This is a genomic window from Micrococcus sp. NPDC078436 (assembly GCF_040702705.1).
GTDB lineage: Bacteria > Actinomycetota > Actinomycetes > Actinomycetales > Micrococcaceae > Micrococcus.
On the sequence record NZ_JBFBLX010000010.1, the window covers coordinates 1 to 20,874 of the forward strand.

Sequence of the window (20,874 nt, forward strand, 5' to 3'; positions counted from 1 at the left end):
CCTGCTCCGGCGCCTGCGCCGTCGTCGTCCGCGGCACCGCGTGACCTGGTGGCCGAGGACCTCGACTCCCGTCCGCAGGCCCAGGCCTGGGACGACGGAGGGGCACACCTGCGCAGGACTCGTCCTGCTCTGGTGTGGGGTTCGTGGACGCACGAGGGCGGCGCGTCACGCAGGCTTCACCGGAGCGTCACGCGACCGTCGCCTGGGGGCTCCTCCGCCCGGGGTGCCACGTGCCTAGCCTGGGGCCATGAACCGCGTTCCCTCCGCGCACGGTCCGTCCTCCTCCAGCGACACGCCCGCCGCGGGCGAGGCCGCCGCGCGGCCGCGCATCACGCTGGACCCGGAGTCCCTCATCTCGGCGCGTGAGGCGCTCGGCCCGTTCGGCAACCTCGCCCGCCAGGAGCCCATCGAATGGGCCGCCGAGGAGCCGCTGCCCACGGATCTGGCGGACTTCTACCGCTACGTGGGCCCGGAGTGGCTCGAGATCGACACCGTGGGGCTGCCGCTGCTGTTCTTCCCGCTGGACCGCCTGTGGGACGAGCAGGCCGGCTACCGCTGGAACCATCGCACCGGCGCCCTGCTCGTGGACTGGAACGACGACTGGACGGTGGTGGCGAAGCAGGGCGCCGACCCGTTCATCCACGAGGCCGCCACCGGCCGCATCCTCATGGCCCCCGGCGAGGACGGCTGGGAGGACCGCATGGACGAGCCCGAGCCGGTCTTCCGGGACGTCACCGAGATGGCCCGCGCCCTCGCCGCGGTCGGCACCGCGTGGGCCCGCTTCGACGATCCCTTCACCCCGGACTGGCACCTCACGGACGAGGTGGTGGCCGCCGTCGTCGCCGGTCTCGAGGGCGTGCTCGGCTCGCATGAGCGGGCCGCGGGCCTGGCCCGCAAGCTCGGCTACCTCGCCGCGCGCTGACCCCGCCGTCGGGGACGCCCGGGAGACGCCTGCCTCCCGGACGCCCGCGCGGGCGACGGCGGCCTCCCGCCCCTAGGCTGGCCGCATGACGTCGCCTGACCCCGCGCAGCCGGACCGTGCGCAGCCCGGCCCCGACGGCCTGCACCCCCCTCCGTCCCTCCCGCCCCTGCCCGGTGCCCCCGGCGGCTGCGCCCTGCCCTCGGTGGAGGAGCTGCTGGCCGACGCGGTGGCCGTGGAGCTGCCCATGACGGTGCGCTTCCGGGGCACCGCCGCGCGCCAGGCGCTCCTGCTGCGCGGGCCCGCGGGATGGGCCGAGTTCTCCCCGTTCCCCGAGTACGGCCCGGAGGAGTCCTCCCGGTGGCTCGCGGCGGCTGTCGAGGCCGGCTGGCAGGGCTGGCCGGCGCCGGTGCGGGACGCGGTGCCCGTCAACGCGACCGTCCCCGCCGTGGGGGCGGCCGAGGTCGAGGACGTCCTCGAGCGCTTCGGCCCCGTGCCCGCGGTGAAGGTCAAGGTGGCCGAGCACCGCCCCGGCGGCGGCCTGGTGGCGGGCGGCCACGCGGCCGACCTCGCCCGGGTGCGGCGGGTGCGCGAGCTGCTCCCGGAGGCCGCGATCCGCATCGACGCCAACGCCGGCTGGACCGAGGACGAGGCGCTGAACATGCTCACCGAGCTGGCCGACGTCGGCCTCGAGTACGCCGAGCAGCCCGTGCCGGGCATCGCCCCGCTGGCCCGCGTGCGCCGCGCCCTGCGCGAGCGCGGCGTCGCCACCCCGATCGCCGCCGACGAGGCCGTCCGCAAGGAGGACGACCCGCTGGCCGTGGCCGCGGCGGGCGCGGCCGACCTGATCGTGGTCAAGGTGCAGCCCCTCGGCGGAGTGCGGCGCGCCGCGGCGATCGTGGCGGCGGCGGGGCTGCCCGCCGTCGTCTCCTCGGCCCTGGACACCTCCGTGGGCCTGGCCGGGGGAGCGGCCCTGGCCGCGCACCTGCCCTCCCTGCCGCACGCGTGCGGCCTGGGCACGGCGGCGCTGTTCGCCGACGACGTGGTCGCGCCCCCGTGGCGTCCGGTGGACGGGACGCTCCCCGCCCCCGGCGTCCGCGCTCCCGAACCGGACCCGGGTGCGCTGCGCCGGCTGCAGCTGGACCGGGAGGGGCGACGGCGGTGGGCCGAACGCGTGCAGCACGCTCACGCGGTCCTCGCGCAGATCTCCGGCTGACCTGGGGCGATGACGCGCCTCCGGGGATCTCGCCCCCCAGGGGGGACCCAGAGGGCAATACGACACGTCGACGAGATGAAATCTCGGTGCCACGCACTGTTTCGTCCCGGTTCACCTTGGTGTCCTTCGCCGCTCGACTCGGGGGGACAGGGTGGGGGAATGTCCGCGGGTGTCCGCGGGCATCGTGGCCCGGGGCCGCCCCACGGGCGGGCCCACCCCCTCTTGAACGACGCGAAGGACTCCCCATGCTCAAGCGCCTCCTGCCCATGTCCGGTCATACCCGCGGCAACCGTTCGGCTGTCACCTGCGAGCTCAAGTGCGGCAACGCGTGCTCGCACCCGATCCCGAACACCTCGGACAACGCCACCTTCCAGCAGATCGCCGAGACCGCGATCTCCCGCCGCTCGGCCCTCATGGGCGGCACCGGCCTGGCCGCGGCCGTCGTGATCGGCGCGAACATGGCCCAGGCCCCCGAGGCCCTGGCGGACAACGGCAACCACCCCACCGGCGGCGGCAAGCTGGACTTCACGGCCATCAAGCCCGTCCCGCGCACCGTGGACGACGTCACGGTCCCCGAGGGCTACGAGTGGGGCACGATCATCCGCTGGGGCGACCCGCTCTTCAAGGACTCCGAGGAGTTCGACATCCAGCACCAGACGGGGAAGTCGGCGGCCGGCCAGTTCGGCTACAACAACGACTACCTGAACATCATCTCCGACGGCGGCGACGACCGCTCGGGCTACCTCGTGTCCAACCACGAGTACACCAACGAGAACATCATGTTCTCCCCGGAGTACATCATCTCCCACCGCAAGGACGTGGTGGACGCCGGCATCCAGTCGCACGGCCTGTCCGTGGTGGAGCTGGAGCGCGCCAAGCGCGGCCAGAAGTGGGAGTACGTGCAGGGCGGCCGTCGCAACCGCCGCATCACCGGCACCACCCCCTTCAAGGTCACCGGCCCGGCCGCCGGCCACGCCCTGCTGAAGACCGTCGAGGACCCCACCGGCACCCGCGTGCTGGGCACCCTCAACAACTGCGCCGGCGGCACCACGCCGTGGGGCACCGTGCTCTCCGGCGAGGAGAACTTCAACCAGTACTTCAAGGGCCGCGGCACCGCCGAGGAGAAGCGCTACGGCATCGACACCAAGGCCACGCAGCGCGGCTGGGAGCTCTTCTACGACCGCTTCGACCTCACCAAGGACGGCTACGAGAACGAGGCCAACCGCTTCGGCTGGGTCGTCGAGGTCGACCCTGAGGACCCCACCTCCACCCCGGTGAAGCACACCCTCCTGGGCCGCTTCAAGCATGAGGCCGGCACCGCCGTCCTCTCCGGCGACGGCCGCGCCGTGGTCTACTCGGGCGACGACGAGCGCCACGACTACCTCTACAAGTTCGTCTCCGCGAAGAAGTTCGTCGAGGGCGACAAGAAGCACAACATGCGCCTCCTGGACGAGGGCACCCTCTACGTGGCCAAGTTCAAGGGCGACTCCCCGAAGTCCGAGATCGACGGCAAGGGCACCCTGCCCTCCGACGGCGCGTTCGACGGCGCCGGCGAGTGGATCGCCCTGGCGACCGACAAGAAGTCCCTCGTGCCCGGCATGTCCCTGGCCGAGGTCCTCGTCTACACCCGCCTCGCCGCGGACAAGATGGGCGCCACCAAGATGGACCGCCCGGAGGACGTGGAGACCAACCCGGTCAACGGCAAGGTCTACATGGCGCTGACCAACAACACGAAGCGCACCGAGGTGGACGAGGCCAACCCGGTCGTGGGCAACCGCGACGGCCACGTCGTCGAGCTGACCGAGAAGGGCGGCGACCACACCGCCACGACGTTCAACTGGGTCATCCTGCTGCTCGCCGGCGATCCGGCGGTCTCCTCCTCGGCCTACTTCGCCGGGTACCCCAAGGAGCTCGTGTCCCCGATCTCCTGCCCGGACAACGTGGCGTTCGACTCCGAGGGCAACCTCTGGATCTCCACCGACGGCCAGCCCGGCACGATCGGCCTCGCCGACGCCCTCCACAAGGTCACCCTGGACGGCCCGGAGCGCGGCCGCGTCGAGCAGTTCCTCGCCGTCCCCCGTGACGCCGAGACCTGCGGCCCGGTCATCCACGACCGCGACAACTCCGTGTTCGTCAACGTCCAGCACCCGGGCGAGGACGGCAACTGGGGCGCCCACACGTCCTCCTTCCCGGACTTCCTGTCCCCGGCCGGCCCCGTGCAGGTCGGCGACAAGGTCGCGGCCCCCCGTCCCTCCGTCGTGCAGGTCTTCAACGTGACTGGCAACAACGGCGTGGGCAAGGGCTCCGGCAAGGAGAAGGGCAACAAGGGCAAGGGCAGCAACGGCCACGGCAACTCCGCCTTCGGCCACGCGCAGGGCAACGGCCCCAAGAAGTGACCCGGTGGGGGGAGTGATCCCCGCGCGGACGGGGCCGGACCCGCAGCATGGGGGCCGGCCGAGTCCCCCCTGACGAGGCCGCCACGGCACACCGCCGTGGCGGCCTCGCCGCGTCCGGGGGTCGCGCCGCCCCCGCTGTGCGGGGACGGCACGGGCCGGGGCCGTCCGGCTCTGCCCGCCTAGACTGGGGGCCACCATGACTTCCGCCGACTCCCTCTCCGTGGCGCGCGCCGTCGCCGCCGCCCTGACCGACGCCGGGATGAGGGACGCGGTGATCTGCCCCGGCTCCCGCTCCGCGCCCCTCGTGTACGCGCTGGCCGACCTCGAACGGCAGGGCCGGATCCGGCTGCACGTGCGGGTGGACGAGCGCGCGGCGGGCTTCCTCGCCCACGGGCTCTCCCTGGCCTCGGGCCGCCCCGTGGGGGTGCTCACGACGTCGGGCACGGCGGTCGGGAACCTGCTGCCCGCCCTCATGGAGTCCTTCCACGCCGGCACCCGCCTCGTGGCCCTCACGGCGGACCGGCCCGCGGAGCTGCACGGCTCGGGCGCCAACCAGACCACCGAGCAGGACGGCATCTTCGGGCACCACACCCGCTTCTCGGCCACCATCGAGGCGGATCCCGCGGCGGGCCGTTCGGCGCAGCAGCACCTGAACGACGCCGGGGCCACCGTGCGCCAGGCCCTGCTGGCGGCGGACGGCTTCGTGTGCGACCCCGACGCCGGGTGCCCGGCCACGCGGGAGGCCGCCGTCCACGTCCGTGACGCCCCCGCGGGACCGGTGCACCTGAACCTGCGCTTCCGCGCCCCGCTGGTGCCGGACCCCCGGGAGGCCGCGGACATGGGCGCCCGCATCCCCGCGCAGACGCCCCCGTGCCCGTACGCCGACCACGGGCTGCCGGACCTCTCGGCCGACTCCCGCGCGCTGCCCGCCGTCGGCGACGCGCGCCGCGACGCCGCGGCCCGGGCCCCGTGGCGACCGGCCGGCGCGGACCTGTCCGGCCTGCCCGACCTCGACGCCTCCCGGCTGCGGGAGCGGCGCACCGTGGTGCTCGCCTGCCACGGCGCCGGTCCGGTGGCGGCCGCGTTCGCCGTCTCCCTGGGCCTGCCGCTGCTGGCCGAGCCCAGCTCGAACGCCCGGTTCTCCGTCAACGCGGTGGCGGCCTATCCAGCGCTGATCGGCTCCCACGGCGGGCGCGGCGCGGACAGCCACCCGCTGGCCGGGCGCATCGAGCGCGTCGTGCTCTTCGGCCGCCCCACGCTCACCCGCTCCGTCACGGCGCTGCTCGCACGCCCGGACGTGGAGACCGCGATCCTCCTGACCGAGCCCGCCCCGTGGTTCGAGGTGGGCCGCCGCGCCGAGCGGGTCGTGGGCTCCCTCGCGGAGCTCGCGTCCTTCGCGGGTCAGGGCGAGCCGGGATGGCTCGCCGCATGGCAGACGGCCTCGATGCGCGCCCAGGCCGCGGTGGAGGACGTCGTGCTGGACGAGGACACCGCGCACGGGCTCAGCCCGCAGAGCGTCGCCCAGGTGTGCGCGTCCGTGACACGGGGTCCGCTCGTGCTGGGATCCTCGTCCCTGATCCGGGACGTGGACCTCGCGTGGCGGCCCCCGACGCTGGCCCACGTGCACGTGTACGCCAACCGCGGCCTCGCCGGGATCGACGGGACGGTGTCCACCGCCATGGGGATCGCCCTGGGCACGGGCCGCCGCACCGTCGCCCTCCTGGGCGACCTCACGGCGCTGCACGACGCCGGCGGGCTGCTGGTGGGGACCACAGAGGCCGACCCTGACGTGGACCTCGTGGTGGTCAACGACACGGGCGGCGCGATCTTCGCCGGCCTCGAGCACGGCACCGTGGCACGGGCCCCGGGGATGGCCGGCGCCGTGGAGCGCTTCTTCGGCACCCCGCACGCCGTGGACCTGGAGGGCCTGGCCGCCGCGTACGGCGTGCCGTACGTCCGCGCCGCGGACCGGGTGGGGCTCGTGCACCTCCTCGCGGTCCCGGTGCGCGGCCGACGGCTCGTGGAGGTCCGCTGCTACCGCACCGAGCGCCCGCGCGTGGCCGCCTCGATCGCCGCCGCCGTGCGCTCCACCTTCCCGGACCCCGCGTCCGAGCCCGCCAGCCCCGAGGAGGCCGCCCGATGACCGCGCAGACCCCGCGCCCGTCGTCCGCCACGGGCGCCGCCGATCGGCCCCGCCGCGCGGACGTGCTCATCTCCGGCGGCGGCCCCGCCGGGGCCACCGCCGCCGCGCACCTGGCCGCCGCGGGCCTGGACGTGGTGGTGCTGGAGAAGTCCGCGCACCCTCGCGAGAAGGTGTGCGGCGACGGCCTCACTCCGCAGGCCGTCCGCGAGCTGCAGCTGCTCGGCGTGCCCCACCGCGGGGAGGCCGGCGACGACGGCGGCTGGCAGCGCATCCGCGGCCTGCGCCTGCGTGCGGGCCGGCGCGGGGTGGACGTGCCGTGGCCGAGCACGCAGACGTGGCCGGACTACGCCCTGACGCGCACCCGCCGGGACTTCGACGCCATCCTCGTGGACCTCGCCCGAGAGCGCGGTGCCACCGTGCTCGAGCGCCACGCCGTCACAGGCGTCACCCGGGACGACGCCGGACGCGTCGACGGGCTGAACGCCGAGCTGATCGGGGAGAACGGCCGCAAGACCGGCGAGAGCGTCACCTGGCACGCCCCGATCGTGCTCTCGTGCGACGGCGTCTCGGCCCGTGCGGCCGTCTCCGCGGGCCTGCACCGGCGCGAGGACCGCCCCATGGGCGTGGCCGTCCGCGCGTACTACACGGCCGGCGCGGCCCTGGGAGGCGCCGCCCCCGCCCTGCCGGGGGACCGGGCGGAGTGGATGGAGTCCTGGCTGCGCCTGCCGGACGAGCAGGGGAATCCGCTGCCCGGCTACGGCTGGCTCTTCCCGCTCGCCGACGGCACGGTGAACGTGGGGCTGGGCATCCTCGACACCTCGCCCCTGTTCGGGACGCTGGACTACCGCGGCCTGCTGACCTCGTGGTCCGGCGCGCTGACCGAGGAGTGGGGGATCTCAGAGGAGACCCGGTCCTCGAAGATCCTCGGTGCGGCCCTGCCGATGGCCTTCAACCGCACGCCCCAGCACGTGCCCGGGCTGCTGCTCGTGGGCGACGCCGCCGGCATGGTCTCCCCGTTCAACGGAGAGGGCATCGGCTTCGCGATGGAGGCCGCCCGCCACGCCGCGGACCTGGCGGTGGAGGCGCTCGCGGCGGGCAGCGCCGCCGGTGCGGACAGCGTGCTGGCCCGCTACCCCGTGCTCACGCAGCACCTGTGGGGCCGCCACTTCGCCCTCGGCGCCCGCTTCGCCCGCCTGATCGGCGACCCGCGCGTGATGCGCGCCGCTCTCGGCACGGGCATGGCCGTCCCTCCGCTGCTGCGTGCCGTGGTCAAGGTCATGGGCAACACGGTGGACGCGGAGGGAGGCGACGTCGTCGACCGTGCCGTCCGCCTCCTCGAGGCGGCCACCCCGTCGCTCACCACGGCGGACGACCCGCGGTTGGGTAGGCTGGCCGGGTGAGCACTGACCACGTCGGCATCGCCCTGCCCCCCGGATTCGAGCACCTGGCCGAGCACGGCCGCGTGCTGGAGACCGTGCTGTCGGCCCTCGAGCAGGTGGAGGCGCAGCTGGAGGAGGCGCTCGCCTTCGACGACGAGTTCTCGCAGACCGCCACGGCCCACCTGCTGGCCGCCGGCGGCAAGCGCGTGCGTCCCGTGCTCACGGTGCTCGCCGCGCTGCTGGGCGATCCGGAGCTGGCCTCCGGGCAGGTGGTGCCCGTGGGCGCGCAGGCGCGCCAGGCCGCCGTCGTGATGGAGCTGACGCACCTGGCCACCCTGTACCACGACGACGTGATGGACGAGGCGGCCGTGCGCCGCGGCGCGCCCGCCGCGCACCGGCTGTGGGGCAACGCGGCGGCCATCCTGGCGGGCGACCTGATCTTCGCGCGCGCCTCCCAGCTCATGAGCGAGCTCGGACCGCGCGCGGTGCGAATCCAGGCGGAGACCTTCGAGCGTCTCGTGCAGGGGCAGCTGTGGGAGACCCGCGGCCCGTCCGCCGGCCAGGACCCCATCGAGCACTACTACCGGGTGCTCGGCGGCAAGACCGGCTCGCTCATCGCGGCATCGGGCGTGCTCGGCGCGCTGCTCGGCGGGGCGGACGAGTCCGCCGTCGCGGTGATGGGGGAGTACGGGGAGAAGGTGGGCCTGGCCTTCCAGCTCGCCGACGACCTGCTGGACCTCACCAGCACCGCCGAGGCTCTCGGCAAGACCCCCGGCACGGACCTGCGTGAGCGCGTGGCCACCCTGAGCACGCTGCTGCTGGACCGCGCCGCGGCGTCCGAGGACGCGGCCGAGGCCGCCGAGGCCCGCCGTGTGAAGGAGCTCGTGGACGGCCCCCTCGACGACGACGCTCAGCTGGGCGCCGCCGTCGCCGCGCTGGTGGCACACCCCGCATTCACGCGGGCGTGGGAGACGACGCACGACTGGGCGGACCAGGCCAAGGCCGCGCTGGCGCCCCTGCCGGACTCCGTGGTGAAGGAGTCCCTCGCGGGGTTCGCCGACTACGTGGTGGACCGCGCGAGCTGACGCCGGGCCGGGCCGGCAGGTCCCGGTCGGCGAGCCGCCCGGGGATGACGGGCTGCTCCGGCGGCGGCCCGACGGGCCTCAGTCGAGGAACGTCGGCGCGGGGTCGAGTGCGGCGGCCAGCTCCCGGGCCTTGCGCTCCCGGACCTCGGGGGCGACGGAGTGGCGCAGCTGCCGGTAGAGCAGGTCGCCCTCGTAGCGGGGGAAGACGTGCAGGTGGTAGTGCCACACGTGCTGGTTGCCGGCGGGCTCGTTGTGCTGGCGCGTGGAGATCCCGTCCGGGCTCCAGGCCGCCTTCATGGCCAGCGCCACCTGCTTCTCCATGAGGGCGATCCGCTGAAGCACGCGGGAGGGCAGCTCGTAGAGGTTCTCGTGGTGCGCGGCGGGGCACACCATGGCGTGCCCCTCGTGCTCGCCGAAGCCGTCGCACGCGATCAGCACGAGGAGGTCCTCGTCCTGGTAGACGGTGTCCCCGAGCTCGCAGCGGTTGCCCGGGTCCGCCACGTTCCCGGCCACGAGCCCGCAGAACGGGCAGGCGTACCCCTCGGGGGCGTGCGAGCGCGGGGCGGGGGCGCTGCCTCGCGTGGTGTCCTCGGGCCCGCTCATCGGGCCACGCCCCGCTCCGCGCCGTCGTCCTCGTCCCCCGGGTCCTCGAAGGTCCACGCCAGCAGGTCGAGCACGAACTCGCTGAAGGTGCCGCCCTCGTCCTCCCAGGCGCCCTCCTCGGCCTCGGCCCCCGCAGACCGGCGCCACACGAGGGGGTCCGGCAGGGTCAGGTTGGCCACGGGCAGGCCCCACACCACGGTCTCGTCCTCGTCCTCGAGGAACATGAGGTAGCCGTCGCGGGCCTCGAGGTCGTCCGGATCCCAGAAGTAGTGGGCCGTCTCGAGCAGGTCGCCGCAGTTGCCCAGGGCGAGGTAGAACTCGCGCAGCGCGGCGGGCAGGACGAAGGCGTCGCCCAGCTGCTCCGCGGCGGGGGCGGAGGGCAGGCGCTCCTCGATCTCCCGCGGGGAGAGGCCGTCGTCGGCGGCCCAGGGCTCCCCGAGCAGATCCGGGACGAGCTGCTGGAACGCGGGCAGGTACACGGGTGCGGGGGGCTTGGCGGGCATGGGGCCAGTCTAGGGGCGGTTCCCGCCGGCGGCCCGGGCCGCCCGACGCTGCAGGCGCGAGCGGTGCAGCTGGTCCACCGTGAACACGATCAGGGAGAGCCAGATCAGCCCGAACCCGATCCACCGAGGGAGCGGCATGTGCTCGCCGAGCACCGTCACGGCGGCCAGGAACTGCAGGATGGGCGCGATGTACTGCAGCATCCCGAGCGTGGTGAGGGAGAGCGACTTCGCCGCCGAGGAGAAGAGGATGAGGGGGACGGCCGTCAGGACGCCCAGGCCGGCCATGAGCCAGAAGTGCCCCGGGCCCTGGGTCACCGTGGTCAGCAGCCCGGCCTGGAGCAGCAGGACCGAGCCCACCGCGAACACGGGCAGGAGCACCACGGTCTCCGCCGTCATGGTGGTCACCGCGTGCACCGGCACGGGGAAGCGCTTCTTCACGAAGCCGTACAGGCCGAACGAGAACGCCAGCACCAGGGCGAGCCAGGGGACGGCGCCGAGGGCCGCCGTCATCACGGCGACGGCGAGCACGGCGATCCCCACGGCGACCCATTGGAGCCGGCGCAGGCGCTCGCCCAGGAACAGCACGCCGAGGAGCACGTTGACGAGCGGGTTCATGAAGTACCCGAGGGAGGCCTGCAGCACGTTCCCGCTCATCACGCTGGCCGCGTAGACGAGCCAGTTCACGCCGATCACGCCGGCGGCGAGCGCCGTGGTGCCCCAGCGGGCCGGGGAGGACAGGGCGGTGCGCAGCTCGGGCAGCCGCCGCATGGCGGTCAGCAGCAGGAGGCAGAACACGAGGGCGAAGCCGATGCGGACCACCACGATCTCCACGGCGCCGGCCGGGGCGGTGGCGGCCATGTAGAGCGGCATCCCGCCCCACAGGAGGTAGGCCGTGAACCCCAGGGCGAGGCCGCGGGAGTCGTTGGCGGCAGCCGGGGCCACCGTGGGCAGGGCGCCCGTGTCCGGGGCGGAGGGCGAGGAGGCGGTCACCGGACCACTGTAGGGCCGCCCCCCGCCGTCGCGGCGGGAGCGGGGTCGTGAGGGGGCTCACCCGGGCGGCCGCCGCCCCGCCGGTAGACTGGGAGGTCGATCCCCGCGCGCCGCGCGCCGGCCCGCCCGCGGGCCCGACGCGGGCGCCGCCGTCGTCTTTCGGAAGGACCACCCCGACGTGACCGAACGCCCTGACCGCCCGCTGCGCATCGCCATCGTGGGAGCCGGCCCCGCCGGCGTCTACACGGCGGACATCCTGACCAAGGAGGAGCGGGACTTCCAGGTCAGCATCGACCTCTTCGACCGCTACCCGGCCCCCTTCGGCCTCATCCGCTACGGGGTGGCCCCGGACCACCCGCGCATCAAGGGCATCATCACCGCCCTGCACAAGGTCATGGACCGCGGCGACATCCGCTTCCTCGGCAACGTGGACTACGGGACGGACCTCACCCTCGAGGACCTGCGCCGCCACTACGACGCCGTGGTGTTCTCCACCGGCGCGGTGCGCGATGCGAGCCTGGACGTGCCCGGCGTGGAGCTCGAGGGCTCGTTCGGCGGCGCCGACTTCGCGAGCTGGTACGACGGCCACCCGGACGTGCCGCGAGAGTGGCCGATGGACGCGACCGAGGTCGCGGTGATCGGCAACGGCAACGTGGCCCTGGACGTGGCCCGCATCCTCTCCAAGCACGCCGACGACCTCCTGGTCACGGAGATCCCCGAGAACGTGTACCGCGCGCTCACGTCCTCGCCGGTCACGGACGTGCACGTGTTCGGCCGCCGCGGCCCGGCGCAGGTGAAGTTCACCCCGCTGGAGCTGCGCGAGCTGGCCCACTCCCGCGACGTGGACATCGTGCTCTACGAGGAGGACTTCGACTTCGACGCCGGCTCGGAGAAGGCGATCGCGGAGAACAACCAGGTGCGCACCATGGTGGGCACGCTCACCAACTGGCTCATGGAGCAGGAGGACCGCACGGAGCAGGCCTCCCGCCGCCTCCACCTGCACTTCCTCCAGGCCCCGGAGGCGTTCCTCGACGCCGACGGCGACGGCCGCCTCGACGGTCTGCGCATGCGCCGCATGGAGCTGGACGGGGAGGGCGGGGTCCGCCCGACCGAGGAGACCGCGGACTACCCCGTGCAGGCCGTCTACCGCGCGGTGGGCTACTTCGGCTCGCCCGTGGACGGCGTGGAGTTCGACGACGCCCGCGGCGTCATCCCGAACGCCGAGGGCCGCGTGCTCGACGCGGACGGGAATGCCGTGCCGGGGCTCTACGCCTCAGGCTGGATCAAGCGCGGCCCCGTGGGCCTGATCGGCCATACGAAGGGCGACTCGCTCGAGACCATCCAGCACCTGATCGAGGACGTGGACGCCCTCTGGACCGCCGAGGACCCGTCCGAGGACGCGGTGCTCGCGCTGCTCGCCGAGCGCGGCGTCCCCGTGACCACGTGGGAGGGCTGGCACGCCCTCGACGCGCACGAGAAGTCCCTCGGCGCGGCGGCCACCGAGGCCGGTCCGGTGGCCCGCGAGCGCGTCAAGGTCGTGGACCGCGACGAGATGACGCGCATCAGCCGCGGGGAGTGAGCCTCCCGGCCTGACCCGACCACGACGGCGGGCACCCACCGCGGGTGCCCGCCGTCGTGGTGTGCGGGGGCGGCTACTCTGGCCCGGTGCCCCGCCTCCTCGCCGACCTCACGCCGCTGAAGGTCTCGCCCGCCTACCGGCGGCTGTGGGTGGGCAACCTGCTCTCCTCCGTGGGCACCCAGCTCACGCTCATGGCGGTGTCCCTCGAGGTCTTCGCGCTGACCGGCTCGTCCTTCGCGGTGGGCCTGCTGGGACTGGCGGCGCTCGTGCCGCTCGTCGTCGCGGGCCTGTACGGGGGCGCCGTGGCCGACCGCCACGACCGCCGCACCGTGGCGCTGTGCTCCTCCGCCGTCATGTGGGCGACGACCGTGGGCATCGCGGCGCACGCGTGGGCGGGGACCGAGTCCGTGCCCCTGCTCTACGCCCTCGTGGCCGTGCACTCCGGGGCCTCCGGCATCAACCAGCCCACGCGCGGCGCCATCGTCCCCGCGCTCGTGGGGCTGACGCTGCTGCCCGCCGCCAACGCCCTGACCATGATGACCTTCTCCGTGGCCATGATGGTGGGCCCGGTGCTCGGCGGAGTCCTCGTGGCCACCGCCGGGTACGCGTGGACGTACTCGATCGACGTGGTCACGTTCCTCGCCGCGCTCTACGCCCTGTGGCGCCTTCCCCCGCTGCCGCCCGCGCGCGAGGAGGGCGAGGCCGCGCCGACGGGGCGCGTGGGGCTGGGCTCGGTGGTCGAGGGGCTCCGTTTCCTCGCCTCCCGGCCCACCCTGCGCATGACGTTCCTCGCGGACATCGTGGCCATGGCCACCGCATTCCCACGCGCCCTGCTGCCCGCGATCGGCGGCGTGGTCCTGGGCGGCGGCGAGTCCGCCGTCGGCATCCTGCTGGCCGCGATGGCCGCCGGCGCGTTCCTCGCCGGCCTGTTCTCCGGCTCCTTCACGCGCGTCACGGCGCAGGGCTGGGGCGTCTACCTCTCGATCTGCGCGTGGGGAGCCGCCGTGGCCGCATTCGGCGGCGTCGTGTGGTGGGCGCGCTCGATGCCCGAGGGCGACCCGCGCCTCGGTCTCGCGATGGCGCTGTGCGTGGCGTGCATGGCGGTGGCCGGCGCGGCGGACTCGGTCTCGGGCGTCTTCCGCAGCACCATCCTGCAGGCCGCGACGCCGGACCGGCTGCGCGGGCGGCTGCAGGGCGTGTTCGTGGTGGTCGTGGCCGGGGGCCCCCGCGTCGGCGAGATGATCACGGGCGGCGCCTCGACCCTCCTCGGGGAGGGGCTCACCCTCGTGGCCGGCGGCGTGCTGTGCGTGGTGGGCGTGAGCGTGCTGATGCGGCGGCAGCCGGGCTTCATGGCCTACGACGCACGGAACCCCACGCCCTGAGCGGGCGCGGGGTTCCGGTGGGGAGGGGCTCAGCGGTCGGCGTCGGAGCGGCGGTCGGCGGCGATCGTGGCCGGGATCCGGCCCCCCAAGCGGGTCCAGTGGCCGACGAGCTCGTCCTTCGGCTCCGCCTGGAGGGTCTCCCGCGCCTCCTCCTCGGCCTTCTCGATCCGCTTGGCGAGCTTCCGGTGGGCGCCCTCGTAGACCGCCTCGTGGCGGCTCTTCTTCACGGAGTCCTCCTCCGTGCGGCGCTGCACCGGCTCGAGCTGCTCGGCGATCGCGTCCTGGTTGCGCTGCTGGAACGTCAGCTTCGACGGGGCCAGGGCGCGCTCCACGAAGCCGTGGTCCAGGAGGATGCCGCGGGGGGCGGCCACGCCGTGGCGCAGCGCCAGGTCCACGAAGTCCTCCTGGTCCAGGACCATGGCGGCCTTCGTGAAGGGCAGGTCGTCGACGGGCCGGCCGTCCACGCGGGCGCGGGCCCGGGCGCGGCCCAGGGTGACGTCGGCGGACCACACGGCGCCGCGGGGGTCGATCAGGTAGAGCATGGGGTCTCCTCGTCGGGGCGGAGCGGGGCGGTCAGGCCGGGGGCTCGATGGGGGATCGGCGGGGCGGACGGTCAGCGGAAGTTGACGAACTGCAGGTCGGCGTCCGCGAAGTCCTTGAGCATCGCGATGACGGCCTGCAGGTCGTCGCGCGACTTGGAGGACACGCGCAGCTCGTCGCCCTGGATCTGGGCCTTGACCGCCTTGGGGCCCTCGTCCCGGATCAGCTTGGTGATCTTCTTCGCGGTGGCCTGGTCGATGCCCTCCTTGATGGAGGCCTCGATCCGGTACTCCTTGCCGGAGGCGAACGGGTCCCCGGCGTCGAGGGACTTCAGGGAGATGCCGCGCTTGACGAGCTTGGACTCGAAGACGTCCTTGACGGCCTTCACGCGCTCCTCGGAGTTCGCCTTCATGAGGATCTTCTCGCCGGAGAAGTCGATCTCCGCGCCGACGCCCTTGAAGTCGTAGCGCTGGACGATCTCCTTCTGCGCCTGGTTCAGGGCGTTGGACACCTCCTGGCTGTCCACCTTGCTGACCACATCGAACGTGGAATCACCGGCCATCGCTGTCTCCTCCTGCTGCTCGCGTACGGCTGTCCGTGCCTCGGGGCAGGTCGCGCGAGGCGCCCGGCGCGCCCCGGGGCGCCTGCGGGCCAGCCTACCGGGGTCCGACGACGCCGCGCCCCGGCCCGATTGGGCGTCTCCTGCGCCCATGCGGTACAGTCGTCTCTCGCCTGAACGGTGCGGTGCCTCGAATGAGGCGAGCGCGTCCGTCCAGTCGCCCGGCAGATTACCCGAGCGGCCAAAGGGGGCTGACTGTAAATCAGCTGGCACTGCCTTCGGGGGTTCGAATCCCTCATCTGCCACGGGACATGAGAAGACCCCGGGACCGAGTCGTCGGTCCCGGGATCTTCTCATGTCCGGCGCTGGGTGGCGGAGAGGGCTGGGGAGGACGTAGCCTGCATGTGATCCGCATCACATGCAGAGGAGTCCCAGCGTGACGCAGCCCACCGATCCCGCCCGCCCGGAGGAGACGGCGTCCACGCGGGGTCCGGACGACGTGCCGCTCCTGGAGCAGACCCTCGCCCAGAACCTGGACGAGACCGCCGCTCGCCTGCCGGACGCACCCGCCGTCGTCGAGTGCGGACCCGGCTGCGACCCGCACACCGGCCGCTCCTGGACCTTCGCGGAGCTGGCGGAGCACTCCCGCGCCGTGGCCAAGGCGCTGATCGCCGCCGGCTACGGCCACGGCGACCGCATCGGCATGTGGAGCCCCAACGTGGCGGAGTGGACGTCCCTGCTCTACGGCGCCGCGCGCGCCGGGGTCATCCTGGTCAACCTCAACCCGGCGTACCGCAGCCACGAGCTCACCTACGTGGTGGAGCAGTGCGCGATGCGTGGCCTCGTGGTGGCCTGCCCGGACGCCCGCATGGACCCGCCGGCGATCGCGCGGCAGGTGGCCCGTGAGGGAGCCCCCGCGCTGGAGCAGCTCATCATGCTGCCCGCCGGCGCCCCGGGTGATGAGCCCTTCGCGCACGCCCGCCCGGGGGAGGTGGCCGGCCGCGCCGCCGCCGCGGCCGAGGAGGCCACGTGGGAGGCGTTCCTGGCACGGGCCGCGGAGGTCTCGGACGAGCAGCTCGCCGAGCGCGAGGCCGCCACCGGAGCCGAGGACCCCGTGAACCTGCAGTACACCTCGGGCACCACCGGCTTCCCCAAGGGCGTCACGCTGACCCACCGCAACATCCTCAACAACGGGTTCCACATCGGCGAGCTGCTGGGCTACTCCGAGGCGGACACCCTCGTGATCCCGGTGCCCTTCTTCCACTGCTTCGGCATGGTCATCGGCGTGATCGCGGCCGTCTCCCACGGCACCGTGAGCGTCATCCCGGGCCGGGCGTTCCATCCGCTCGACTCCCTCACAGCGGCGGCCGCCACGCGCGCCACGAGCCTCTACGGCGTGCCCGCCATGTTCATCGCGATGCTGGCCCGCCCCGAGGCGGCCTCCCTGGACCTGAGCACCCTGCGCACCGGCGTCATGGCGGGGTCCCCGTGCCCCGTGGAGGTCATGCGACGCGTGATCGACGAGCTGCACATGTCCGAGGTCGCCATCTGCTACGGCATGACCGAGACCGCCCCCGTCTCCACCATGACCCGCCGCGACGACACCCTCGAGGCGCGCACCCAGACCGTCGGCCGCTCGATGCCGCACGTGGAGACCAAGGTCGTCGACCCCGTCACCGGGCAGACCCTGGCCCGCGGCGCCACCGGAGAGCTGTGCACCCGCGGCTACTCGGTGATGCTCGGCTACTGGAACGCCGAGCAGAAGACCGCGGAGGTCCTCGACGAGGACGGCTGGATGCACTCGGGCGACCTCGCCTCGATGGACGCGGACGGGTTCGTCCGCATCGAGGGACGCATCAAGGACCTCGTGATCCGCGGCGGCGAGAACATCTCTCCGCGCGAGGTGGAGGAGTTCCTCTACGCCCACCCGGACGTCCAGGACGTGCAGGTGGTCGGCGTGCCGGACGAGCGGTACGGCGAGCAGCTCATGGCCTGCCTGATCATGCGCGAGGGTGCCGAGCCGCTCACCGTCGAAGCGATCCGCGAGTTCGCCACCGGGAGGATCGCCCACTTCAAGATCCCCGCCTACGTGCGCATCATGGACGCGTTCCCCATGACCGTCTCCGGCAAGGTCCGCAAGGTGGAGCTGCGCAAGGAGGGCGCCGCGGTGATCGGCGCGGCGGGGGCCTGAGGCCCCGGCTCAGGCGGAGGGGAGGGGTCGGACGTCCCACACGGTGCACAGCGCATCCGGGGCGGCCTCGGTGACGGCCTGCCGGTAGAGGTCCCTCCAGGCGGAGCCGGAGTGCCCGCCCTCGCCGCGCAGCCGCCACCGGCCGTGCAGCAGCACGGCGTCGATGAAGTCCGACGGGTCCCGGGCGGCGTCCCCCTCCGCGGCGTCCTCCGCGTCGGGGCGGCGCAGGTCGGACGCCGGCGCCACGGCGTAGAGGCTCGTCTCGTCGTGGTCGAGCACGAGACCGCAGTCGTCCTCGAACGCGGTGATCCAGGACATCGAGTCCCGCAGCGCGGCCTCCGCGTCCGGCTCCGCCGAGACGATCAGCACCGAGGCGCGCACGCCTGGGCGCAGCGGGCCGGGCCGGCCGGGGCCGTGGGGCTCGTGCCGGGCTCGCCCGTGCGTGCGGCGGCTGTCCTCGAAAGCGGTGGTCATGGTCGGCTCCCTCCGTCGGGGGCCGGCCTCGGCCCCGCCTCGAGCGCACCGGTCGGCGCGCTCCAGGCCGACGCTAGGGGGCCCGTTCGGAGCGGCGGTCGCGCCGTGGCTGTTCAGGGGACGACGCGCGGGGCCGCAGCCGCCTGTGCAGGAGCCGACGCAGCGGGGGTCAGTACCGCCGGTGGTCCGCCGGGGCGAGCTTGGGCCCGAAGGCCTGCTTGCGCTCGCCGCTGAGCGAGATGAGCCGCACCACCCGGTGCCGATGCCCGGCCCACGGGGCGAGCAGGCGCAGCATGCCGGCGTCGTCCGTGCGCCGTCCCGTGAGGACCTGGCCCACGAACTGGGCGAGGTGGAAGTCCCCCACCGAGACCAGGTCGGCCGCGCCGTGGCTGCGCTGCAGCGCCTCGGCGGTGCTCCACGGGCCGATGCCAGGAATCGACTCCAGGCGTCGGGCCAGTCGTGCCAGGCCTGCGGTGTCGCCGGGGGAGACGTCGCGCCCGAGCCGGTCGATCGTCTCGGCGCGCCGGGCGACCTCCAGCACCGTCCTCGACTGCGAGGGCTGCACCCACGCCCGCGCGTGCCAGTCCCACGAGGGGATCCGCAGCACGGCCTCCGCGGTGGGCGGCAGCAGCATGCCCGCGGGAGCGGGGCCCGGGGCGGGCTCGGCGTCGTGGGCGGCGGCCAGCCGCACGAGGGTGCGCCAGCCGTGGCGTGCCTGGTCGTGCGTGACCTTCTGCTCCAGCACCACGGTCATCAGCTGGGTGGCGAGCGCGCCCGCGGCGGGCAGCCGCAGCCCGGGCCGGAGGCGGCGGACGCGCCACACGTGCGCCGGAAGCGGCGGGCCCACCCCCGGCGGGTCCGCCGACGGATCGGCCACGGCGTCGAACTGCGGCCAGCCCGCGTCCGCCAGCCCCAGCAGGGCCTCTGCGTTCCCGACCGCGGCGCGGGCCCCCGGGCCCCACGCGCGGGCGGTGATGCTCCAGCCCCCGGCCCCGTCCGGGGCGGGCACCGCGGGAGAGACCAGGAGGGTGGCCGGCCCGGCACCCGCGTGGACGTCATCGGGCCCGGCCGGCTCGCGGCGCGTGAGCCACACGCCCTGGGGGGTGGCACGGACGGTCGGGTCGGCGGCCCCGCGCTGCAGGGGCCGCAGGGTGAGGGCCACGTCGACGGGCGTGGACACCCGGAGGTGGCGCACGGCGTCCGGGGCGGTCATGCCGTGCACCGTACACCGCACGTTGCCCCGCGTGTCCTCGACGCCCCTGACGGCGTCCGGCCCCTGGCGTAGCGTGGAGCACGTGACTGAGCAGACCTCCCCCGTCCCGGGCGCCGCCGCGTCCTCCGCCACCCCCGTGCCCACGCCCGAGCGAGGCGGCATGCGCTATGCCGAGACCGTCCTGGAGCTGATCGGGCGCACCCCGCTCGTGAAGCTCAACGCGGTGACCGAGGGCGTCGCCGCCACGGTGCTCGTGAAGGTGGAGTACCTGAACCCGGGCGGCTCCGTGAAGGACCGCATCGCCCTCAGGATGATCGAGGAGGCGGAGAAGGACGGCCGGATCCTCCCCGGCGGCACCGTGGTGGAGCCCACCTCCGGCAACACCGGCGCGGGCCTCGCCCTCGTGGCCCAGCAGAAGGGCTACCGCACCGTGTTCGTCACGCCGGACAAGGTCGGCCAGGAGAAGCGGGACGTGCTCTCCGCGTACGGCGCGGAGCTCGTCGTCGTGCCCTCCTCGGTCGCCCCGGACTCGCCGGAGTCGTACTACGGCGTGGCCGACCGCCTCGAGCGGGAGATCCCGGGCGCGTTCCAGCCGAACCAGTTCTTCAACCCGGCCGCGCCGGCCTCGCACTACGAGACCACGGGGCCGGAGATCTGGGAGGACACCGCCGGCCGCGTCACCCACGTCGTGATGGGCGCGGGCACGGGCGGCACCATCACCGGCACGGGCCGCTTCCTCAAGGAGGTCTCCGCGGACCGCGCGTTGGGCCCCGTCCGCGTGATCGGCGCGGACCCGGAGGGCTCCGTCTACTCCGGCGGCACGGGGCGCCCGTACTTCGTCGAGGGCGTCGGCGAGGACATCTGGGTGGACAACTACGACCGCTCGGTGCCGGACGAGGTCATCGCCGTCTCGGACGAGGAGGCCTTCGCCATGACCCGGCGGCTCGCCGCCGAGGAGGGCCTGCTCGTGGGCGGCTCCTCCGGCCTCGCCGTGGCCGCCGGCCTGCGGGCCGCGCGCGAGCTCGGTCCGGACGACGTCATGGTGATCGTGCTGCCGGACTCCGGCCGCGGCTACCTCGCCAAGATCTTCAACGACGCGTGGATGGACGAGCGCGGCTTCGCCCGCGACGGCCAGGACACCGTGCTGCCCGGGTGGGCCCGCGGCCGGACCCGCTCCGCCGTCCCGCACGCCGCGCAGGCCACGACGACGGCGCCCCGCGGCGGGCGCTGGGACGCCACCGTGGGCGCGCTGCTGGAGGACAAGGAGGACCTGTTCCCCGGCTCGGTGCCCACGATCGTGACCGCGGCGCCGACCACGTCGGTCTCGGACGCGGTGGACACCATGACGCGCTACGGCGTGGACGCGCTGCCCGTCGTCGCCGAGCCCCGCCACGACCTGCGGATCGGGGAGGTGCGCGGCACCGTGTCCGCCCACGATCTCGCGGCGCGCCTCGCGGACGGCCGGGTCAGCCCGGACTCCGAGGTCGCGGACGCCATGGGCGCCGCCCTGCCGCTCATCGGCGCGGCCACCGGCCTGCGCGAGGCGGCGCGCCGCCTGCTGGAGGACCCCACCCTGCTCGTCGCCCGCGGCGGGACCGTGGTGGGCGTGCTGACCCTGCACGACGTGCTCGCCTACGCCACCGCCTGATCCCACCGACCCGGCCGATCGACCCGACGCCGCCCCGACGCGAGAGGACGCACC

Annotated in this window: 17 protein-coding genes and 1 tRNA gene; 11 read left to right on the top strand and 7 right to left on the bottom strand. The window is 74.4% G+C overall.

Going from position 1 to position 20,874, the window contains the following annotated elements:
• The first annotated feature begins 247 nt into the window (after positions 1-247).
• From AB0302_RS06930 to AB0302_RS06955, 6 genes are all read left to right on the top strand, one after another.
• Complete coding sequence (locus AB0302_RS06930) at positions 248-922, top strand: hypothetical protein (protein ID WP_298711832.1); 675 nt, start codon at positions 248-250, stop codon at positions 920-922.
• Positions 923-1,007: 85 nt separating this feature from the next.
• The gene (locus AB0302_RS06935) at positions 1,008-2,135 is read left to right on the top strand and encodes an o-succinylbenzoate synthase (RefSeq protein WP_366370970.1); all 1,128 of its coding nucleotides are present in this window, start codon (positions 1,008-1,010) and stop codon (positions 2,133-2,135) included.
• A 245-nt stretch (positions 2,136-2,380) separates the two neighbouring features.
• Entirely contained in the window at positions 2,381-4,531 is a 2,151-nt protein-coding gene (locus AB0302_RS06940; RefSeq protein WP_366370972.1) for a PhoX family phosphatase, read from the top strand.
• 196 nt (positions 4,532-4,727) lie between these two features.
• Entirely contained in the window at positions 4,728-6,674 is a 1,947-nt protein-coding gene (gene menD, locus AB0302_RS06945; protein ID WP_366370974.1) for a 2-succinyl-5-enolpyruvyl-6-hydroxy-3-cyclohexene-1-carboxylic-acid synthase, read from the top strand.
• Positions 6,671-8,074 carry a geranylgeranyl reductase family protein gene (locus tag AB0302_RS06950; RefSeq protein ID WP_366370976.1) on the top strand — a complete coding sequence of 468 codons (1,404 nt, stop codon included), beginning with the start codon at positions 6,671-6,673 and terminating at the stop codon, positions 8,072-8,074. Before menD ends, AB0302_RS06950 begins: the two co-directional genes overlap by 4 nt.
• A complete protein-coding gene (locus AB0302_RS06955) occupies positions 8,071-9,138 on the top strand; it encodes a polyprenyl synthetase family protein (protein WP_366370978.1) in 1,068 nt (355 codons plus the stop codon). Before AB0302_RS06950 ends, AB0302_RS06955 begins: the two co-directional genes overlap by 4 nt.
• A gap of 78 nt (positions 9,139-9,216) precedes the next feature.
• Here the strand turns inward: AB0302_RS06955 and AB0302_RS06960 are convergent, their stop codons facing one another.
• From AB0302_RS06960 to rarD, 3 genes are read right to left on the bottom strand one after another with little or no spacing between them, the layout of a single operon-like run.
• Positions 9,217-9,741 carry an HIT domain-containing protein gene (locus AB0302_RS06960; protein WP_366370980.1) on the bottom strand — a complete coding sequence of 175 codons (525 nt, stop codon included), beginning with the start codon at positions 9,739-9,741 and terminating at the stop codon, positions 9,217-9,219.
• A complete protein-coding gene (locus tag AB0302_RS06965; protein ID WP_248116119.1) occupies positions 9,738-10,244 on the bottom strand; it encodes a hypothetical protein in 507 nt (168 codons plus the stop codon). The genes AB0302_RS06960 and AB0302_RS06965 overlap by 4 nt, the downstream gene beginning before the upstream one ends.
• 9 nt (positions 10,245-10,253) lie before the next feature.
• On the bottom strand, positions 10,254-11,234 hold the full coding sequence (gene rarD / locus AB0302_RS06970) for an EamA family transporter RarD (protein ID WP_366370982.1): 981 nt from the start codon (positions 11,232-11,234) through the stop codon (positions 10,254-10,256).
• Between the two features lie 178 nt (positions 11,235-11,412).
• Between rarD and AB0302_RS06975 the strand changes: the two genes are divergently transcribed.
• Both AB0302_RS06975 and AB0302_RS06980 read left to right on the top strand, forming a co-directional pair.
• A complete protein-coding gene (locus AB0302_RS06975; RefSeq protein ID WP_248116114.1) occupies positions 11,413-12,813 on the top strand; it encodes an FAD-dependent oxidoreductase in 1,401 nt (466 codons plus the stop codon).
• An 86-nt stretch (positions 12,814-12,899) separates the two neighbouring features.
• Positions 12,900-14,195 carry an MFS transporter gene (locus AB0302_RS06980; protein WP_366370985.1) on the top strand — a complete coding sequence of 432 codons (1,296 nt, stop codon included), beginning with the start codon at positions 12,900-12,902 and terminating at the stop codon, positions 14,193-14,195.
• A 29-nt stretch (positions 14,196-14,224) separates the two neighbouring features.
• Here AB0302_RS06980 and AB0302_RS06985 read toward each other — a convergent pair whose 3' ends face one another.
• Both AB0302_RS06985 and AB0302_RS06990 read right to left on the bottom strand, forming a co-directional pair.
• Positions 14,225-14,737 (bottom strand): hypothetical protein, encoded by a 513-nt coding sequence (locus AB0302_RS06985; RefSeq protein ID WP_319073949.1) that lies wholly within the window; start codon positions 14,735-14,737, stop codon positions 14,225-14,227.
• 71 nt (positions 14,738-14,808) lie between these two features.
• Complete coding sequence (locus AB0302_RS06990; protein ID WP_248116108.1) at positions 14,809-15,297, bottom strand: YajQ family cyclic di-GMP-binding protein; 489 nt, start codon at positions 15,295-15,297, stop codon at positions 14,809-14,811.
• Between the two features lie 220 nt (positions 15,298-15,517).
• On the opposite strand from AB0302_RS06990, the gene AB0302_RS06995 reads away from it, so the two are divergent.
• Together AB0302_RS06995 and AB0302_RS07000 are read left to right on the top strand one after the other, a co-directional pair.
• Positions 15,518-15,599 (top strand) — tRNA-Tyr (locus AB0302_RS06995).
• 113 nt (positions 15,600-15,712) lie between these two features.
• Complete coding sequence (locus tag AB0302_RS07000) at positions 15,713-17,485, top strand: AMP-binding protein (protein WP_366370987.1); 1,773 nt, start codon at positions 15,713-15,715, stop codon at positions 17,483-17,485.
• Between the two features lie 9 nt (positions 17,486-17,494).
• Here the strand turns inward: AB0302_RS07000 and AB0302_RS07005 are convergent, their stop codons facing one another.
• Positions 17,495-17,959 carry a hypothetical protein gene (locus tag AB0302_RS07005; RefSeq protein ID WP_366370989.1) on the bottom strand — a complete coding sequence of 155 codons (465 nt, stop codon included), beginning with the start codon at positions 17,957-17,959 and terminating at the stop codon, positions 17,495-17,497.
• A 169-nt stretch (positions 17,960-18,128) separates the two neighbouring features.
• On the bottom strand, positions 18,129-19,172 hold the full coding sequence (locus AB0302_RS07010; protein ID WP_366370991.1) for a 3-methyladenine DNA glycosylase: 1,044 nt from the start codon (positions 19,170-19,172) through the stop codon (positions 18,129-18,131).
• A gap of 160 nt (positions 19,173-19,332) precedes the next feature.
• On the opposite strand from AB0302_RS07010, the gene AB0302_RS07015 reads away from it, so the two are divergent.
• Positions 19,333-20,820 (top strand): cystathionine beta-synthase, encoded by a 1,488-nt coding sequence (locus AB0302_RS07015; protein ID WP_366371040.1) that lies wholly within the window; start codon positions 19,333-19,335, stop codon positions 20,818-20,820.
• Positions 20,821-20,874: the final 54 nt, after the last annotated feature.

Excerpts from the sequence above, each read along its gene's own strand:
- AB0302_RS07005 (WP_366370989.1), bottom strand. The coding sequence starts at position 17,959 with ATGACCACCGCTTTCGAGGACAGCCGCCGCACGCACGGGCGAGCCCGG.
- AB0302_RS06990 (WP_248116108.1), bottom strand. The coding sequence starts at position 15,297 with ATGGCCGGTGATTCCACGTTCGATGTGGTCAGCAAGGTGGACAGCCAG.
- AB0302_RS07000 (WP_366370987.1), top strand. The coding sequence starts at position 15,713 with ATGCAGAGGAGTCCCAGCGTGACGCAGCCCACCGATCCCGCCCGCCCG.
- AB0302_RS06965 (WP_248116119.1), bottom strand. The coding sequence starts at position 10,244 with ATGCCCGCCAAGCCCCCCGCACCCGTGTACCTGCCCGCGTTCCAGCAG.
- AB0302_RS06985 (WP_319073949.1), bottom strand. The coding sequence starts at position 14,737 with ATGCTCTACCTGATCGACCCCCGCGGCGCCGTGTGGTCCGCCGACGTC.
- AB0302_RS06960 (WP_366370980.1), bottom strand. The coding sequence starts at position 9,741 with ATGAGCGGGCCCGAGGACACCACGCGAGGCAGCGCCCCCGCCCCGCGC.
- AB0302_RS06950 (WP_366370976.1), top strand. The coding sequence starts at position 6,671 with ATGACCGCGCAGACCCCGCGCCCGTCGTCCGCCACGGGCGCCGCCGAT.
- AB0302_RS07015 (WP_366371040.1), top strand. The coding sequence starts at position 19,333 with ATGCGCTATGCCGAGACCGTCCTGGAGCTGATCGGGCGCACCCCGCTC.
- AB0302_RS06935 (WP_366370970.1), top strand. The coding sequence starts at position 1,008 with ATGACGTCGCCTGACCCCGCGCAGCCGGACCGTGCGCAGCCCGGCCCC.
- menD (WP_366370974.1), top strand. The coding sequence starts at position 4,728 with ATGACTTCCGCCGACTCCCTCTCCGTGGCGCGCGCCGTCGCCGCCGCC.
- AB0302_RS06930 (WP_298711832.1), top strand. The coding sequence starts at position 248 with ATGAACCGCGTTCCCTCCGCGCACGGTCCGTCCTCCTCCAGCGACACG.
- AB0302_RS06940 (WP_366370972.1), top strand. The coding sequence starts at position 2,381 with ATGCTCAAGCGCCTCCTGCCCATGTCCGGTCATACCCGCGGCAACCGT.
- AB0302_RS07010 (WP_366370991.1), bottom strand. The coding sequence starts at position 19,172 with ATGACCGCCCCGGACGCCGTGCGCCACCTCCGGGTGTCCACGCCCGTC.